Genomic DNA, 17,167 nt, shown 5'->3' on the forward strand with positions numbered 1-17,167 from the left:
CATGGCGGGTTCAAAAATTACGATCTAATAAAAGACTCTCCAGTCTATGTTAATGGCACCTTAATGAACGGTGGAACTTGAACATGATTGACTTTACAGCAGACATCAATTCCAAGCACTCAGCAGCAGACATACTATTAGGGGAAAACATTTCCAACTATATCGATGAGCTATATAAAAAACACAATATAAAAATAAAAAACTATAATCTACCGGACGGAGCAACGAGGGTGGCCTATGTGGTAAACGACACGATCACCATAGCAACCCTTTCTGACGGAGCTATATTCTCAATTGGCTGCAATGTACATTACAAAGGACTTTACAGAGGTGTGCTTTCTACAGGAATGTCTTTTGATCAAGTAAAAAAACTTACAAAACGTCAACGCATCTTTAATGGCTCAATAATTCTTGATGATGATTTCGGATTTTCCTATGTATTACCCTCCCCTTATGACGAGATAGCCGATAGCATTGAAGATATACCTATAGATTTGATTTTAAATGAAATATATATTTCTGATTTCTCTTCTTGGCTTAGTCCGAGTTAACCGTACCAGCATGAAAAAACAATTATCGGTTGGAAAAACTGAAAAAGTTTGAATTAGGCCCGGCGTCGTCGTCGTAGTATTCGTAGCGCCCGCCCTGCAGGTCGGTGGCGCTGAGCAATTGGCGTTCGTTTCGTGTCGAGAAAAAAGGCCCGAACGGAAAGTGGAAGACATGCGGATAGCGTTAAATGGACATATTCAATCTCCTTTCATACAAGCTTGAGAGTTTCCTGAACATCCGTCCATATCCGAAAGAGCTGGGCGTTGTTTTTTACCAAGAAGACGAGCCTTCACTGCTCTCTGTCGCCGCCAGAAAACACAACGGTTCGACCTTCTATGTGAGCCGCTGGCACGATTTGTTCTCCATAAGCGCCTTCGAAAAATCCATGTCAAAAAACGGCTTCACGGAACCGGACTGCTATGCCCTTCTCCTGATCCTGTCCCGCTTTGGCTATCTACTTGAAATCGACAACCGTCAACGAACCAATAAAGACTATTTTATTTTCTTCTTTCTGATCCAGTTGATCAGTTTGAAAAACAGTTCTCTCGACTCGGATGCACAGTTCAGGAACTATATACTCAGATTCCTGCTTTTCGAATTGAGCATTGACGACGAAGCGTATCGTCGGTTCAGCATCAAGGATAATCAGCTGGTAATGGCTACCGACACCCGGGGGCCTGTAGCTTTTTTGGATGTTATCAACCTGGTTTACAACGCGATAAAATTTGATAGCAGAAAAGAACATGTATTGCTAAGCACGTTGAAAAACTATCAAACAAGCCTCGTCACATTATTGACCGAACCCGGCGACACAAATTACCGTTTCAGGCTAAATGATCGCCATAGCGAATTCATGTATCCCGATGTATTTTTGCAGGCATACGTTAAAGACAAGAGACAGATATTTAATGTTTTAATCGACACGATCAACCCCCTTCAGTCTACGGAAAATCTGTTTGTCTCCAATATTATTTTGATGAACTATTCCTTTTACATCCTGAAAAACAAACCTCGCGAAATTCTAAAGCTTAAAAAACACGTCAATGATGAGGCACTGTTCAGAAACCTGCTGGAAGCAATAATCACTCGTCGAATGGCAATCAATAAATCATCATTCGAAAAAGCATCTATAGACCAGGATCTATCCTCGATAAAAGACAATTCAACCTCATTCTACAATATTTTGTACAGCCTATAGACGCTCTCACAAACGAGAGAGCCGCGCTGATGCGCATGCTGTAACCCACAGGGAAGAACGAACATGAGCGCGTTAGAAAAGGCACTAATAGAGCTGCGCCGTATCCACAAAAAGTTTCAGTTAGAGGGCTGCTTCGAAAAGAATGGCCAAGTCAACGCCACATGGCCGCAAACGCTTGAACGCTCTGTCGAAACTGACTTTTTCTATGACAACTACGAGCCTGTGGGTGTAGAGATAGAGACAGGTTTGACTCCGATACGTTTTTTTGATCTGAACACCCTTGAAGATGACCAAGTGGGCTACAAGTGGGATGGCAATTCAAACAAGTCGCAGCTCAACCCACGCTGGCCAGCCAGTTTTGTAGTATTCATGGATGATATCGGAGGTGGTAAACCTGTCATCGCTGTTACCGACATTGAGGGTACACCTGTATTTGCCAGCTATGACGTGGCTTTGCCTTTCAAAATTGCCGACTCATTGGCTGATTTCTTTTTCGCTCTTGCAAAATTGATTGAGGTTGTCCACGGAAAATTCGAAATATTTGAGATCTATAACGACGATGACGAGCTTTCCAGCAAGTTCGTGAAATTACTCACAAAGGAAGTCAGCCCCCTGCTTGGGAAAGAAAATTTCGAACTATTTTTTAATTATTTTTATGGTTAATCTTCAGGTCATGGATCTGACCCGGCCAATGAGTGCAGAAGATGGAACAACTGGAAGACGAATACCCCGGCGATTCCGATTGGAATATGCTTGTGCGGTTATACGAAGAGGACTATCTCGACGACGACGCCCGCTCCCTAGCGAAACAACTGGATGGCAACCTCGATATGGCGGTCATTCTCTACGGTAAAAGAGGGCTCAAGGAAGGTTTGTGGTGGGTCGAACAGCAGGTGCCGGCCTTGGATAACATGCGGCCGGCCGATTGCCTCAAGGATCCGAAGCTGATCAAACGCCTGAGGACTGCGCTAATGCGCATGCCGTAACCAACAAGGAATCCGATTGGGTTGGCGGGAGGGCTGAACTTTTACAGTTATGCCCCAACCCCCCTGACCTGGATAGATCCGCTTGGGCTATACAATGGTGAAGGATCTCGCGACCTAGGGAAATATCATGTGTTCCATGAGCACTCACTGAACGCGTCCGAATACAAAATGACTGACGCAGAGCACTTTAGCCGCGCAAATGAATCTGTTTACAAACGAATGCAAACAGATCCGGACTTTAAACGTCAAATGCAGACTAAATACCCTGGCGCTGTAGAGCATGTGCAGCCACGGTCGAATGGGACGTTCAGAGGAACATCCCCAGCCAATTTGACTTGGCATCATGGAAACAAACCAGGCTCATTACAGCTAGCCGACTTCAATGATCATAAAACGTATCATAAAATCTACCACCCTGATGGTAAAGGCGGTCGAAATAAATGGGGCGGCGGTACGAAATGTCGAAAATAAGGAGTACTTATGATAACCATTAATGGCTTTGACAAGCTTCTGCAAAAATGTAATGACCTACCCAATGTCGGCTGGTTATATGTGGATACTGATTTTGATTTGGAGTCAAAAAACGACATCCTAAATAAAAAATATTACCTTGCAGAAAATGACGACGAAGAAATGGAGTTCGATGACAAATACGGAACATTCCTTGAGTCTCCAATACTCAAAGCGATCATTGAAAATAAAACAGAACATCATCCGAACTCCAGCAAAGAAGAACTACTGAAAGCAGTTACTTATTATTTGGAAAACGATGACTTTCTAGACTAGATTGGAAAAGGAGCCGGGAGAGCCAAACAACTTCCGGCTCTACTTTTTAGCGAAAACCATAACATGCATGTTTGGATAAAAAACGGGAATAAGTTTTTCTACCGAGAGACCTGACTGCACTACAACACGTTCCGGCTTTATGATCCGGATATGGGGCTCCCAACTCCACCAGGTGGATTGACCCACTTGGGCTGCTAAAAGAAGGTGAGGTGGCCGGTTACGGTGCCAAAGCCCACAAGAACGCGACCGCCTGCACCGCGAAGTGCTGCGCACCCAGGGCCAGATCAGCACCCGAAGCGAATACGACCGCAGCGGGCGCTTACGCTCACGCCAACGCCGACACAGCAGCCAGCCATCGCTGATGCCGGCAGCGGTGCAGAAACATTTCGAGTACGACCCCGCCGACAACCTGATCGGCAAACTCGACCAGCAACCCGCCACGCAACACCGCCAACTGCTGCACTACGACGCCACCGGCCGCATCATCGCCAGCCAGGACAGCCTGCACGGCCAGCGCGAAACCTTCGCCTACGACGCCGCCGCCAACCTGCTGGACGGCCCACAACCCGGCGCCGGGCTGGTGGTGCACAACAAACTGCTGACCTATCAGGACAAGCGTTATCGATATGACGCGTTTGGCCGGATGATCGAAAAACGCAGCGCTCAACGGGGTCTGCAGCGCTTCGGTTACGACGCCGAAAGCCGGTTGATTGAAGTGCGCAACGCAAACGGCAGCGTGGTCAGAATGACCTACGACCCACTGGGCCGGCGCATCGAAAAAACCGTACACGACACCAACGGCTACCCTCTCGGCGAAACCCGCTTCACCTGGGACGGCCTGCGCCTGTTGCAGGAACATCGCCATCAGCAAACCAGCCTCTACCTCTACCTCTACGAAGACGAAGGTTACGAGCCCCTGGCCCGCGTCGACGGCACCGGCCCACTGCAAAAAATCCGCTACTACCACAACGACCTCAACGGCCTGCCGGAACAGCTCACCGAAGCGGACGGCCACAACGTCTGGCAGGCAACTTATCGGGTGTGGGGCAACACGTTAGAAGAGGTACGCGAGCCGTACTACATCGAAGAGCAGAACCTGCGGTTTCAGGGGCAGTACCTGGACCGGGAGACGGGGCTGCATTTCAATACGTTCAGGTTTTATGATCCGGATGTGGGGCGGTTTACTACGCCGGATCCGATTGGGTTGGCGGGGGGATTCAACCTCTATCAATACGCACCGAATCCGATTGGGTGGGTGGATCCGTGGGGGTGGGAAGTTTGTCGACTCAGCGCCTCACAGAAGAGAGCAATGGGGCCTGCACCTAAGGGTATGGTAAAGCCGCATTACCATCATATCGTCCGCGAAAAAGCTCCGAAAAGCTGGAAAGCTCAAAATCAAAAGTACATTACCGACTCGCAAAAAATTCTGGCCAAACACAAAATTGGCCTAAACAACGACCCGCGCAACTTCACCTGGGCCCAAAATGGTGGAGGGAATCACTCGATAGCCAGCGCCAAAAAAGTCTATGAAATACTACAGAAAGCAGACGTCGGCGGGCTGGCCAGTGTCCAAAACGCATTAAAAAACATGGGTGCTCAAATGACAAAAGGTATTTTTTAAATGAACAACCCAGAAGAAATTTATGAAAAGAACATTAAAACTTTATTAGCCATTCACGCAGACATCGCGTCGGGAAATGCAGCCTCACTAAAAAAGTGCCTAGAGAAAAATTCCGTTCTATTGCACTTGCCCATGTATGGTCTTGATGGGCATGAAACCCTGCTGCACATGGCCGCTGAACAGGGGCAAACCGAAATTTGCCGCTTATTGGTGTCTTTAGGTATTGCGCTGGACCAGCCTGCCGCCAGTTCCGGCAATAGCACGCCACTTGCCGCAGCCGCTGGCAATGGACACTTACAAACATGCCAATGGTTTCTTGAGGCCGGTGCTTTGGTGGATGGGTGGCCTAACAGCATAACCACCCCGCTGATTGACGCGATTACCTTTGGGCATCAGGACGTCGTCAATCTTCTTGTAGAACACCATGCCAACATCAATCGACTGCACACCAGGCTGAATACTGCGCCATTGGACATCGCCAACACCTGGGGATTTACAGAGATTGCGTCCACCTTAAGAAAATCCGGGGCGGTCAGTATCATGGACGTTGAAAGCCAGCCTGAGGAATTTGGTGGTTCTATAGTCACTTTCGTGCACAACACCGCTGGCTGGGTTCTACCCGCGCAACTGAGTCCCATCACTAATGAAGAGGGGCTGGAGCTGCGTATCAGCTGTATTGATGGCAAAAGCAAGTTCAAGTTACTCTTCACCATCGGACTTTTTGCCAAAAGTCCTCATACCGAATTATTCGTATGCTTACCTGGCGACTGGCCTCTTACGCAGCATGGTTTTCCCCCCCACAGTCCTTGGGTTTTTCCGGTTGAGTTGCTGTCTCTGCTCGCTCGCCACACGTTCGATAATGGCCCCTTGTCGGAAGGCTTCTTGATTCGTCGTTCCGATGCCATGTATGCCAACCTGGCCTGGCCAGACGAAGTGGATGCTTTCGTGGCCGAGGATAAAGCCTGGGATACGAAAACTGAAAAAGAGATCATCCCCGACGATGAAAAGGTGATGCTCTATGTTTTGGTGCCTGTCAAATTCACGAAAAAAGGCGAACCCGACGCAGCAGCATTGCGTGTTCTGACACAACGCAAACGTACAGCCAGTTGGGCGAGCGTGGTCATTCCGGCTCCGGATCCAGGGATAATGCAGTAGAAAAGTGGAACGGCAAAGAATCAGCCAAATACCTGCTGGCCCCAAACTTGGACGCTGCTCATGACCGGAGATAACGAGTGCTTGAAAACACATTCTCAAATGACGAAGCGACCATTACGCCAGCGGATCTGGATCATCTGGAATCCGCAATTGGTAAGAAGCTACCGACGCCCTTTAGAAACCATTACCTCAAGTACAACGGCGGCGTACCGGAGCGGACCTATTGGGTCAGCGAAGATTTTGACGAGCCACTGGAAGTGGCTGCATTCAAGCCGATTACCGGTGGCGACTCCACGCTGCTGTCCACCTACCAGTTGATGCTAAAAAAACAGGTACTTCCTGCACACCTCCTGCCTTTCGCGAACGACTGGGGTGGCAACTTCTTTTGCTTGAATCTTGATACGGAGGCCGTTAGTTATTTTACGACTGATAGCTTTGATAGCGACCTAAGCCCTGAAGAAAATCAGGCTGAATCCGAAAAGCTGGTCTGCTCGAATTTCCTTCGGTTTGTTCAAGGGCTGATCGATGAGGAAGATCTGGACGAAGAGTGAATGAGCCAATGCCGCACAAGTAGCGGACTTGATTAGAAACGCAGATCCCCTGTGGCGAGGGAGCTTGCTCCCGTTGGGTGGCGCAGCCGCCCCAAAAGGGTTGATACATTCTTACAGGTAGACCGCATCAGCCGGTTTACGACGGCTGCGCCGCCGAGCGGGAGCAAGCTCCCTCGCCACGAACTGCAGGGCAGCCCGAAGCATGGCGCCGGGCTGGTGGTGCACAACAAACTGCTGACCTACCGGGATAAGCATTACCGCTATGACGCGTCTGGCCGGATGATCGAAAAACGCAGCGCTAAACGGGGCCTGTAGCGCTTAGGTTACGACGCCGAGAGTCGATTGATTGAAGTGCGCAACAAAAACGGCAGCGTGGTCAGGATGACCTACGACCCGCTGGGCCGGCGCATCGAAAAAACGAGCACGACACCAACGGCTACTCACTCGGCGAGGTTGAAAACCCCATATATCAGGAAAGGATTGTTATATGAAAGATTTAGCAGATAAAAACCCCACGTTGGCAGATGAGATAATGGCCATCATTGCCTCGGGCAATGAGCTCGATGAGCAAAACAAAAAAAATGAAGCCCAGGCCTTGTACCAAAAAGCATGGGACTTGCTTCCTGAGCCAAAACTTGAATGGACACCTTTGTCGTCATGGGTCACAGGTTCTTTTTTCAACCTGCACTTCGACAACGGTGACTTCGAGGCCGCTAAAGATTGGGCACAAAAGACCCTGGATGGCCGAGAGTCAGATATCGATACAGGTCCGTTGATCAACTTGGGAATGGTCTACTTTGAACTGGAAGATTATTCACAGGCTTATAAATACTTTGACGATGCTTATAGCTTCGGTAAGGCGCGAGCCTTTCAAGAAAGACCAAAAAAATATCTGAAGTTCTATTTAGATAAAAAAGCCTGATCATGGCCGAGGGCTCTAGGGCCGACATGTCGAAGAAACCGAGCAGGATGCCGGTCGAGGTTTGCGGATGAAAAAGATAGCTCAAACTGTGGACCTATTAATCTCCCACAGCCAAATTCAATTCCGCTCACGGCCCTTCGACGAAACCTCAAGTCAATGGGGCAAGACTACCTTGGCACAGGGTGCGGTCCTCCATAGCGACTATGTTGTGTTTGACCCTCTACCCGAAGACGCTTTCGGGGCAAACGTGCACCTGAAACTGGAAGACAGCTTCAACCTTGACCCCACCGCCCAGCGCTGCATCGTCGTGCCGTTTCGTGTCACGGATCCCAGTCATGTGGAAATTGCATCCGCTGCTGAAAAATTCAAGGTCGAGCTCGATCTAGAGAAACGCGACTATGCGTTGTACTTCGAGGTTTGCGAGGGTGAAGAAATCTTTTACAAAATCACTCTGGTCCCATCAGACAGCAAAGTTCCAGCCAAGTACCTGCTGGACGATCCTTGGGGCGGCGAGAAAGACAAGGTACTGGTAGAGGGACTTCGTTAGACATTCATCTCTGCGGCCAACAAAAAATGGGCACCCGATTCAATCGGCGTGCCCATTCTTTTCATTATCGTTTTTCCCTCAGTGTTCGAGGTACTTGCAGCAATTACGGATTAACGCTGTCTTTCAACGACTTGCCTGGCTTGAACGCAACAGTGTTGCTGGCCTTGATCTTCACCGGCTCACCGGTTTGCGGGTTTTTGCCGGTGCGGGCACCGCGGTGGCGTTGCAGGAAGGTGCCGAAGCCCACCAGCGTGACGCTATCCTTGCGATGCAGAGCGCCGGTGATTTCTTCGAGAACGGCGTTGAGAACGCGATTGGCCTGTTCTTTGGTGAGATCTGCTTTTTCCGCGATGGCAGCGGCGAGTTCTGGTTTACGCATGAGTGAAGCCCCTTTGACGGTTTTTTGTTGTTATGTCCGTGCTGTTCTCGTTGGAACAGCGCCCAAGGCGCCGCAGGTGCTCTACTCTGCGGCAGACGGGAATGAGGATGGCATGCGCGCAAGAGCGGCGCCAGTCTCCCCGCGACCTTTGTGGGGGCAAAAACGGGGTGATTCCGACAGAACGACCGGCATTTACGCCAACAGGGCCGGAAGTTCTTTGTTCAGGGCGAGTTTTTCCATCACCGCCGCGCCGGTCAGGGCATAGCCCAGCAATTTGCCGGCGCTGTCGCGGCACAGCACCTTGATTTCCGCGCCCCGCCCTTCGACCGTCCAGACGCCCTCCGCGCCCCGTGGTGGCGGGGAAACCACCAATGGGCAGACCGGGGTTTTCACGGTGATCGGCATCGGGCCGTAACTCACCGCCGTAGGGTTTCCGGCGAGGGTCTGGGCCAGCGCTCTCGCACAGCTCATGAGGGGCATGACGTACAACAGATTCAGCCCATCGACCTCGGCGCAATCGCCCAGGGCGTAGATGTTGGCGTGAGAGGTTTTCAGGTGACGGTCAACCACCACACCACGATTGACCTGCACCCCGGCAGCGGCCGCCAGGTCGATGCGCGGACGCAGACCGATGGCTGACACCACTACGTCGCAAGGGATGACCTGGCCGTCAGACAGATGCGCTTCCAGGCCGTCCGCCACTCGCTGCAGGCGATTGAGCACCGGCCCGAGGTGGAAGCGCGCGCCCAGGCTTTCCAGGCCGGCCTGGACCGCAGCGGCCGCCGCCGGGTGGAGCAAGGTCGGCATGACTTGTTCGCAGGGCGCAACCAGTTGCACTTCGTAGCCACCGAGAATCAGGTCGTTGGCAAATTCGCAGCCAATCAAACCGGCGCCCAGCAGCAGCACCCGACGCTTGCCGGCCGCCGCCGCGCGAAAACGTGCGTAGTCTTCAAGGTCGTTGATTGGGAAAACCGCGTCGGCCGCGTCGCCTTCGATCGGCACCCGCACGGTTTCCGCGCCCCAGGCCAGGATCAGGTCACGGTAGATCACCGATTCTTCGCCGATCCACAGGCGTTTGTGGCCCGGATCGATGCCGCTGATGCGCGTGTGAGTGCGCACTTCGGCCTTCAATTGCTCGGCCATGGCGCCCGGTTCGGCCATGCTCAGGCCATCGGCGTCTTTATTCTTGCCGAAGCCGGTGGAGAGCATCGGCTTGGAGTAGGAGCGTCCGTCATCTGCGGTAATCAACAGCAGCGGGGTTTCGCCATCGAGTTTGCGAAACTCCCGGGCCAGGTTGTAGCCAGCCAGCCCAGTGCCGACGATCACGACAGGTGCGTTCATTCCTAGCTCCTTGGATGCTTAGTTGATTTCAATCATTTCAAAATCCATTTTGCCCACGCCGCAGTCCGGGCACAGCCAGTCTTCCGGCACGTCCTGCCACGGTGTGCCCGCCGCAATACCGTCGTCCGGCCAGCCTTCGGCTTCGTTATAGATCAGGCCGCAGACCACACATTGCCACTTTTTCATTCAGGTACTTCCTCGGGATTCAGGCTTTTGCCGACGCGAACGGTCGATAGATGAAGCGTTGCCGTCCGGCTCAGGGCGTTTTGTACTGATCGGGCCCGGCAGATGCAAGCCTGTTCGGCGCAACGGCAGGCCGGATCAATCAAACTCGCCGCCTGACATGGTAAGCTCGCCGCCTCATTTGCTGCCAATAATGACTCACTGTGCCGCACTCAAAAGCCCCCTCCCCGACGCCGCTCTGGCTTTCTCAAAGCCAACTGATCCCCCGCCCCGACACGTCTACGCTCGATTGGTTGTTCGATGAAGGGTCACTGACCCGACGCCTGACCCGTTTGTCGAATGACGGTTTCAGCGTCACGCCGCTGTTCGAAGGCTGGCAATCGCTGCGCGCCGACGAATGTGCCGCGCTGGAGCTGGCCGAAGGCAGCGAAGGCTGGGTGCGCGAGGTGTATCTGCGCGGCCACGGTGAAGCTTGGGTGTTTGCCCGCAGCGTGGCGGCGCGTAGCGCGCTGCAGGGCGACGGATTGCACATGGATGAGCTGGGTAGCCGTTCTCTGGGTGAATTGCTGTTTTGCGATCGGGCGTTTCAGCGCCGGGCCATCGAGGTTTGTCACTATCCTCAAGCGTGGTTGCCGATGGAGGCTCAGGCGCCTGAACTGTGGGGCCGGCGCTCGCGTTTCGACCGTGGCGCTCTGAGCGTGCTGGTGGCCGAGATTTTCCTGCCGACCCTGTGGAGCGCCGCCCGCGCGCATCCGGAGAACTGCTGATGTACCAGAACCTGCTCAAGTCTCTGAACCGCGTGAATCCTCGGGCCTGGGATTTCATTCAGCTGACCCGCATGGACAAGCCGATCGGCATTTACCTGCTGCTGTGGCCGACATTGTGGGCACTGTGGATTGCCGGTGAAGGTTCGCCATCACTGGCCAATATCGTGATTTTCGTGCTCGGCGTGGTGCTGACCCGTGCCGGCGGTTGTGTGATCAACGATTGGGCGGACCGCAAGGTCGATGGCCATGTGAAACGCACCGAGCAACGGCCGCTGGTGAGCGGCAAGATCAGCTCAAAAGAAGCCCTGGTGTTCTTCGCGGTGCTGATGGGCGTGAGCTTCCTGCTGGTGCTGTGCACCAACGCGGCGACTGTCGGGTTGTCGCTGGGCGGTTTGGCCCTGGCCTTCACGTATCCGTTCATGAAGCGTTACACCTATTACCCGCAAGTGGTGCTGGGCGCGGCGTTCTCCTGGGGCATGCCGATGGCGTTCACTGCCGAGACCGGTGAGTTGCCGGCGACAGCCTGGTTGCTGTGGATCGCCAATTTGCTGTGGACCGTGGGCTACGACACCTATTACGCCATGACCGACCGCGACGATGACCTGAAGATCGGGGTGAAATCCACCGCGATCCTGTTTGGCGATGCCGACCGGGTGATCATTCTGACCTTGCAAGGCCTGGCGCTGGGCTGCCTGTTGCTGGCTGGCTCGAAATTCCATCTCGGTGGCTGGTTCCACCTTGGGTTGCTGGTGGCGGCAGGCTGCTTTGCGTGGGAGTTCTGGTACACCCGCAGCAAGGACCGGATGCGCTGCTTCCAGGCTTTTTTGCATAACCACTGGGCGGGGTTGGCGATTTTCGTGGGGATTGTGCTGGATTACGCGTTGCGTTGACCGTTGGAAAAGATCGCAGCCTGTGCCAGCTCCAACAGGGGGATGGAGCGACTGCAGGCCGCGAACTGTTTACGGCGCAGGCGAATCGCTTATTTATGCTCACGCATGATGTGCCAAACGTTCTTCATATTGTCGCCCGCCATGTCACCGGGTTTTTTGTCCTTCATGAAGGTGTAAAGCGGCTTGCCATCATAGGCCCACTGCATCTTACCGTCGTCACGCTTGATCGTGCTCCACTTACCTTCGGGCTTGGCGCCCGCCGGCGCCATCATTGGCGGCCAGTATTCAGCGCACTCGCCGTTGCACATCGACTTACCGCCTGAGTCCTTGTCGTAGGTGTAAACCGTCATGCCCTTGTGATCGACCATCATCCCGTCTTTCATCATCGCCGGTTCTGCCGCGAAGGCCAGGGACGGCAGCGTTAGCGCAGCAGTGACCAGCAGGACCTTCCAGGATTGAACAATGTGATTCATGGAAACCTTCCTCTTGTGGTTGTCAGGATTCGGAATTAGAGCTTAGTTCAGGATCGCGACAATCGCAGGGCGGCTAAAATACTGTCACACGACTGCAATAATTCCGTTATCTAATGCGGCGCAAGACAGTTAAATGACAAGAGGATTAAGGCATGGTTGGCAGGAGCATTCTGATCGTCGACGACGAAGCGCCCATTCGCGAAATGATCGCCGTTGCGTTGGAAATGGCCGGCTATGACTGCCTGGAGGCGGAGAACTCCCAGCAGGCCCATGCCATTATCGTCGACCGCAAACCGGACCTGATTCTGCTCGACTGGATGCTGCCCGGCACCTCCGGCATCGAGTTGGCCCGCCGCCTCAAGCGCGATGAACTGACCGGGGATATCCCGATCATCATGCTCACCGCCAAGGGCGAGGAAGACAACAAGATCCAGGGCCTGGAAGTCGGCGCCGATGACTACATCACCAAACCGTTTTCCCCCCGTGAGCTGGTTGCGCGCCTCAAAGCCGTGCTGCGCCGCGCCGGCCCGACCGATGGCGAAGCGCCGATCGAAGTCGGCGGCCTGCTGCTGGACCCGATCAGCCACCGCGTGACCATCGACGGCAAACCTGCCGAGATGGGCCCGACCGAATACCGTTTGCTGCAATTCTTCATGACCCACCAGGAACGCGCCTACACCCGCGGCCAGTTGCTGGATCAGGTCTGGGGCGGCAATGTCTACGTCGAAGAGCGCACCGTCGACGTGCACATCCGTCGCCTGCGCAAAGCCCTCGGCGATGCCTACGAAAATCTGGTACAAACCGTGCGCGGCACCGGCTACCGGTTTTCCACCAAGGCCTGAGCCGACCGCCAGACTCGCTGACAAGGACGCATATTTTCCGTGAACCAAAACTGGCATGGCACCCTGATTCGCCACATGCTGTTGCTGGTCACCGCCTGTTTGGTGATCGGCCTGATCTCCGGCTACTACGGCTGGAGCCTCGCCGTGGGCCTGGGTGTTTACCTGGCCTGGACCCTCAAACAGCTGCTGCGCCTGCACGAATGGCTGCGCCTGCACCAACCCGATGAAGCACCGCCCGACGGCTATGGCCTGTGGGGCGAAGTGTTCGACAGCATCTATCACCTGCAACGCCGCGACCAACGGGTACGCGGGCGCCTGCAAGCGGTGATCGACCGCGTCCAGGAATCCACCGCCGCGCTGAAAGACGCGGTGATCATGCTCGACAGCGACGGCAACCTTGAGTGGTGGAACCGCGCGGCTGAAACCTTGCTGGGTCTCAAGACCCCTCAGGACAGCGGCCAGCCGGTGACCAACCTGGTGCGCCATCCGCGCTTCAAGGAATACTTCGAGCAGGACAGCTACGCCGAGCCGTTGGAAATTCCGTCGCCGATCAACGATCGCCTGCGCATTCAGCTATACATCACCCGCTACGGCAACAACGAACACTTGATGCTGGTGCGCGATGTGACGCGTATCCATCAGCTGGAGCAGATGCGCAAAGACTTTATCGCCAACGTGTCCCACGAGCTGCGCACACCCCTGACAGTGATTTGCGGCTACCTGGAAACCCTGCTCGATAACGTCGAGGACGTGAATCCACGCTGGACCCGTGCCCTGCAGCAAATGCAGCAGCAAGGCGGGCGCATGCAGACCTTGCTTAACGATTTGCTGCTGCTGGCCAAACTGGAAGCCACCGATTACCCGTCGGACAACCAACCAGTGTCCATCGACAGCCTGCTGCAATCGATCAAGAGCGATGCTCAGCAGCTGTCGGGTCAGAAAAATCAGCGCATCACCCTCGAAGCCGATCCGACGATTCTGCTCAAGGGCAGCGAAGCCGAACTGCGCAGTGCGTTTTCCAATCTGGTGTTCAACGCGGTGAAATACACCCCGGCCGAGGGCAATATCCGCATTCGCTGGTGGGGTGATGAGCAAGGCGCACACCTGAGCGTGCAGGATTCGGGAATCGGCATCGACAGCAAGCATCTGCCGCGCCTGACCGAACGCTTCTATCGCGTCGATTCCAGCCGCAACTCCAACACCGGCGGCACCGGGCTGGGGCTGGCCATCGTCAAACATGTGCTGCTGCGCCATCGGGCACGCATGGAAATCAGCAGTGTGCCGGGGCATGGCAGCACGTTTACCTGCCATTTCGCGCCGGCCCAGGTCACCAAATCCCGCGTGATCAGCGCCGCGGACTGATACCGACTAGCACTCGCCACTAGGCAATCGATCAGTCAGCCGCTACATTGGCTGACTTGTGCCTGCCCTTCAGGCACTGCATTTCCCCCTTTTTTGAATACACGGAACCCGCAAAACTCCATCATGGACCCTTCCCCTGGCTTGACCCTCGCAACAATATTCGCCGACTTCGGCATGATTCTTTTTGCTCTGATCCTGGTTTTGCTCAACGGCTTTTTCGTTGCGGCAGAATTTGCCATGGTCAAACTGCGCTCGACCCGGGTCGAAGCCATCGCTGAACAGCACGGCTGGCGCGGACATATCCTGCGCACCGTACACAGTCAGCTCGATGCTTACCTGTCAGCGTGCCAATTGGGTATCACCCTCGCTTCTCTCGGCCTGGGTTGGGTCGGTGAACCGGCGTTCGCGCACCTTCTGGAGCCTGTGCTGAGTGCCGTGGGCGTAGATTCCGCTGAAGTGGTCAAGGCGGTTTCGTTCTTCACGGCGTTCTTCATCATTTCGTACCTGCACATCGTGGTCGGTGAGCTGGCGCCGAAATCCTGGGCCATCCGCAAACCCGAGTTGCTGTCGCTGTGGACGGCGGTGCCGCTGTACTTGTTCTACTGGGCCATGTACCCGGCCATCTACCTGCTCAACGCCAGCGCCAACCAGATCCTGCGCATTGCCGGGCAAGGTGAGCCCGGCCCGCACCACGAGCACCATTACAGCCGTGAAGAACTGAAACTGATCCTGCACTCCAGCCGTGGCCAGGACCCGAGCGACCAAGGCATGCGCGTACTGGCCTCGGCGGTGGAAATGGGCGAGCTGGAAGTGGTCGACTGGGCCAACTCCCGGGAAGACCTGGTCACACTTGAGTTCAACGCTCCGCTCAAGGAAATCCTGGCGTTGTTCCGTCGCCACAAGTTCAGCCGCTACCCGGTGTACGACAGCGAGCGCCAGGAGTTCGTCGGCCTGCTGCACATCAAGGATCTGCTGCTGGAACTGGCCGCCCTTGATCACATTCCCGAGTCGTTCAACCTCGCCGAACTGACCCGGCCGCTGGAGCGCGTGTCGCGGCACATGCCGCTGTCGCAACTCCTGGAACAGTTCCGCAAGGGCGGCTCGCACTTCGCCGTGGTCGAGGAAGCCGACGGCAACATCATCGGCTACCTGACCATGGAAGATGTGCTGGAAGTGCTGGTGGGCGACATTCAGGACGAACACCGCAAGGCTGAACGCGGGATCCTCGCGTATCAGCCGGGCAAGCTGCTGGTGCGCGGCGATACGCCGCTGTTCAAGGTGGAACGCCTGCTGGGCATCGACCTGGACCACATCGAAGCCGAAACCCTCGCCGGGCTGGTCTACGAAACCCTGAAACGGGTGCCGGAAGAGGAAGAAGTGCTGGAAGTCGAAGGTTTGCGGATCATCATCAAAAAGATGAAAGGGCCGAAGATCATATTGGCCAAGGTGTTGATGCTCGATTAAGCGTGCTTTCGGTGGTGAGCGGGCTTTTGTGGTGAGGGGGCTTGCCCCCGTTGGGCTGCGGAGCGGCCCCAAAACCGGCTGCCGCGTTTACTCAGGCAGACCGCGTTGGCTGAATGGCGACTGCTGCGCAGCCGAGCGGGAGCAAGCTCCCTCGCCACAGTAGATCTCCATCGCCTTCACTTCTTGCCCAACGCAAAGTTGGGCAACGCCCCCACCGGTTGATTGAACTGGTACGGAATCGACACCAGCCCCAATCCGGTATTGCGCTGCACCACGAAGTGCAGGTGCGGGCCGCTGCTGTTGCCGGTGTTGCCCGACAGCGCCAGCGCACTGCCCACCACCACCCGCTGACCTTCCCGTACGCAGACTGAACCCTTCTTGAGGTGCAGGTACACGCCCATGGTCCCGTCATCGTGCAACACCCGCACGAAATTGCCCGACGGATCGTTGCCGCGCCCAGTCTGGCCATTCTCGGTTTTCACCACCACCCCGCCGCGCGCCGCGATGATCGGCGTGCCTTCGGGCATGGCGATGTCCATCGCGTAACGGTTTTTCGGTCCGTAGTGGCTGTATTGGCCATTGGCGCCCTGACTCAGCCGAAACGGACCGCCACGCCAGGGCAACGGATATCGATAGGCCATGGCAGCCCCTGAGGGGTCGCCCAGGGAGTATTCGAACCTTGGGTTATACACGATCGGCCTTCCAGCCTTCGTCGGCGTGAGCAGGGCCAGACGAAGGTTACTGCGCGCCGGCATCACCCGCCGGATCGGTCGGCTCGGCGCACCGCTTACGTTCTGCAGCCCGTCGAAACTCAGCTCGATCTCGACCGGCGCATACAGGTCATTGCGCACGAACACGCTGTCGATGCCATTCATCCTCTTGATGTCGAGGTACACCTGCCGCTCAAGGTGTTCGACCATTCGGTCGCGAAAAACGAACACCTTCGCACCTTTGGTGGGGCGGTCACTGTAAGAGACCACGCCACTGGCATCAGTGGACCTGTAGATCGTCATGGCCACAGCCGAGGTGGAGGCCATGAAAAGACCACAGAAAAACAGCAGGCGCGCGAGCATGGGCAAAATTCTGTTGAGTAGGCCTGGGAAGGAGCCTAGCAGCAGAAATGGACCTGCGTAGTCGACAGATGTTTCAAA

At 54.9% G+C, this 17,167-nt stretch carries 20 protein-coding genes and 2 pseudogenes; 17 read left to right on the plus strand and 5 right to left on the minus strand.

Annotated elements, in window-relative coordinates; genetic code table 11:
* Positions 1 to 83: 83 nt before the first annotated feature.
* The 12 genes and pseudogenes from ACEN9A_RS29470 (at position 84) to comJ (ending at position 8,315) form a co-directional block, all read left to right on the plus strand.
* Entirely contained in the window at positions 84 to 551 is a 468-nt protein-coding gene (locus tag ACEN9A_RS29470) for a hypothetical protein (protein WP_019651903.1), read from the plus strand.
* 185 nt (positions 552 to 736) lie between these two features.
* On the plus strand, positions 737 to 1,747 hold the full coding sequence (locus ACEN9A_RS29475) for a hypothetical protein (protein WP_019651904.1): 1,011 nt from the start codon (positions 737 to 739) through the stop codon (positions 1,745 to 1,747).
* Positions 1,748 to 1,810: 63 nt separating this feature from the next.
* Positions 1,811 to 2,410, plus strand: coding sequence for a hypothetical protein (locus tag ACEN9A_RS29480; protein WP_019651905.1), 600 nt, complete (start codon positions 1,811 to 1,813; stop codon positions 2,408 to 2,410).
* Positions 2,411 to 2,451: 41 nt separating this feature from the next.
* Positions 2,452 to 2,733 (plus strand): hypothetical protein, encoded by a 282-nt coding sequence (locus ACEN9A_RS29485; RefSeq protein ID WP_019651906.1) that lies wholly within the window; start codon positions 2,452 to 2,454, stop codon positions 2,731 to 2,733.
* A 129-nt stretch (positions 2,734 to 2,862) separates the two neighbouring features.
* Positions 2,863 to 3,204: an HNH endonuclease gene (locus tag ACEN9A_RS29490; protein ID WP_408981099.1), complete on the plus strand. Its 342-nt coding sequence runs from the start codon at positions 2,863 to 2,865 to the stop codon at positions 3,202 to 3,204.
* A gap of 9 nt (positions 3,205 to 3,213) precedes the next feature.
* Positions 3,214 to 3,519, plus strand: coding sequence for a DUF7716 domain-containing protein (locus tag ACEN9A_RS29495; RefSeq protein ID WP_019651908.1), 306 nt, complete (start codon positions 3,214 to 3,216; stop codon positions 3,517 to 3,519).
* Between the two features lie 238 nt (positions 3,520 to 3,757).
* Positions 3,758 to 5,140: pseudogene (locus ACEN9A_RS29500) on the plus strand (RHS repeat domain-containing protein); the annotation flags it as partial.
* Complete coding sequence (locus ACEN9A_RS29505; RefSeq protein ID WP_258671676.1) at positions 5,141 to 6,295, plus strand: ankyrin repeat domain-containing protein; 1,155 nt, start codon at positions 5,141 to 5,143, stop codon at positions 6,293 to 6,295. It begins immediately after the preceding pseudogene.
* Positions 6,296 to 6,372: 77 nt separating this feature from the next.
* Complete coding sequence (locus ACEN9A_RS29510) at positions 6,373 to 6,846, plus strand: SMI1/KNR4 family protein (protein ID WP_258671677.1); 474 nt, start codon at positions 6,373 to 6,375, stop codon at positions 6,844 to 6,846.
* Between the two features lie 195 nt (positions 6,847 to 7,041).
* A pseudogene (locus tag ACEN9A_RS29515) lies at positions 7,042 to 7,298 on the plus strand (hypothetical protein); the annotation flags it as partial.
* Positions 7,299 to 7,333: 35 nt separating this feature from the next.
* Positions 7,334 to 7,768, plus strand: coding sequence for a tetratricopeptide repeat protein (locus ACEN9A_RS29520; RefSeq protein WP_258671679.1), 435 nt, complete (start codon positions 7,334 to 7,336; stop codon positions 7,766 to 7,768).
* A gap of 67 nt (positions 7,769 to 7,835) precedes the next feature.
* Positions 7,836 to 8,315, plus strand: a complete 480-nt coding sequence (gene comJ, locus ACEN9A_RS29525; protein ID WP_258671680.1) for a competence protein ComJ — start codon at positions 7,836 to 7,838, stop codon at positions 8,313 to 8,315.
* Positions 8,316 to 8,418: 103 nt separating this feature from the next.
* On the opposite strand, the gene ACEN9A_RS29530 is transcribed toward comJ, so the two are convergent.
* The 3 genes from ACEN9A_RS29530 to ACEN9A_RS29540 all read right to left on the minus strand — a co-directional run bounded on the left by ACEN9A_RS29530 (position 8,419) and on the right by ACEN9A_RS29540 (position 10,221).
* Positions 8,419 to 8,694, minus strand: coding sequence for an HU family DNA-binding protein (locus ACEN9A_RS29530; RefSeq protein WP_003213368.1), 276 nt, complete (start codon positions 8,692 to 8,694; stop codon positions 8,419 to 8,421).
* Between the two features lie 192 nt (positions 8,695 to 8,886).
* Positions 8,887 to 10,035, minus strand: coding sequence for an NAD(P)/FAD-dependent oxidoreductase (locus ACEN9A_RS29535; RefSeq protein WP_258671681.1), 1,149 nt, complete (start codon positions 10,033 to 10,035; stop codon positions 8,887 to 8,889).
* 18 nt (positions 10,036 to 10,053) lie between these two features.
* Entirely contained in the window at positions 10,054 to 10,221 is a 168-nt protein-coding gene (locus tag ACEN9A_RS29540; protein WP_007896465.1) for a rubredoxin, read from the minus strand.
* Positions 10,222 to 10,421: 200 nt separating this feature from the next.
* Between ACEN9A_RS29540 and ACEN9A_RS29545 the strand changes: the two genes are divergently transcribed.
* Positions 10,422 to 10,985, plus strand: a complete 564-nt coding sequence (locus tag ACEN9A_RS29545; protein WP_258671682.1) for a chorismate--pyruvate lyase family protein — start codon at positions 10,422 to 10,424, stop codon at positions 10,983 to 10,985.
* Entirely contained in the window at positions 10,985 to 11,875 is an 891-nt protein-coding gene (gene ubiA / locus ACEN9A_RS29550) for a 4-hydroxybenzoate octaprenyltransferase (protein WP_258671683.1), read from the plus strand. The genes ACEN9A_RS29545 and ubiA overlap by 1 nt, the downstream gene beginning before the upstream one ends.
* A gap of 89 nt (positions 11,876 to 11,964) precedes the next feature.
* Here the strand turns inward: ubiA and ACEN9A_RS29555 are convergent, their stop codons facing one another.
* On the minus strand, positions 11,965 to 12,348 hold the full coding sequence (locus ACEN9A_RS29555; protein ID WP_019651310.1) for a COG4315 family predicted lipoprotein: 384 nt from the start codon (positions 12,346 to 12,348) through the stop codon (positions 11,965 to 11,967).
* 152 nt (positions 12,349 to 12,500) lie between these two features.
* Between ACEN9A_RS29555 and phoB the strand changes: the two genes are divergently transcribed.
* The 3 genes from phoB (at position 12,501) to ACEN9A_RS29570 (ending at position 16,016) form a co-directional block, all read left to right on the plus strand.
* The gene (gene phoB, locus ACEN9A_RS29560; RefSeq protein ID WP_007896474.1) at positions 12,501 to 13,190 is read left to right on the plus strand and encodes a phosphate regulon transcriptional regulator PhoB; all 690 of its coding nucleotides are present in this window, start codon (positions 12,501 to 12,503) and stop codon (positions 13,188 to 13,190) included.
* Positions 13,191 to 13,229: 39 nt separating this feature from the next.
* Complete coding sequence (gene phoR, locus ACEN9A_RS29565; RefSeq protein WP_019651309.1) at positions 13,230 to 14,552, plus strand: phosphate regulon sensor histidine kinase PhoR; 1,323 nt, start codon at positions 13,230 to 13,232, stop codon at positions 14,550 to 14,552.
* Positions 14,553 to 14,675: 123 nt separating this feature from the next.
* Entirely contained in the window at positions 14,676 to 16,016 is a 1,341-nt protein-coding gene (locus ACEN9A_RS29570) for a hemolysin family protein (RefSeq protein WP_007934513.1), read from the plus strand.
* Between the two features lie 176 nt (positions 16,017 to 16,192).
* Here the strand turns inward: ACEN9A_RS29570 and ACEN9A_RS29575 are convergent, their stop codons facing one another.
* Positions 16,193 to 17,089: a peptidoglycan DD-metalloendopeptidase family protein gene (locus tag ACEN9A_RS29575; RefSeq protein WP_019651308.1), complete on the minus strand. Its 897-nt coding sequence runs from the start codon at positions 17,087 to 17,089 to the stop codon at positions 16,193 to 16,195.
* Between the last annotated feature and the right edge of the window lie 78 nt (positions 17,090 to 17,167).

Source organism: Pseudomonas sp. Pseusp18 (assembly GCF_059506005.1).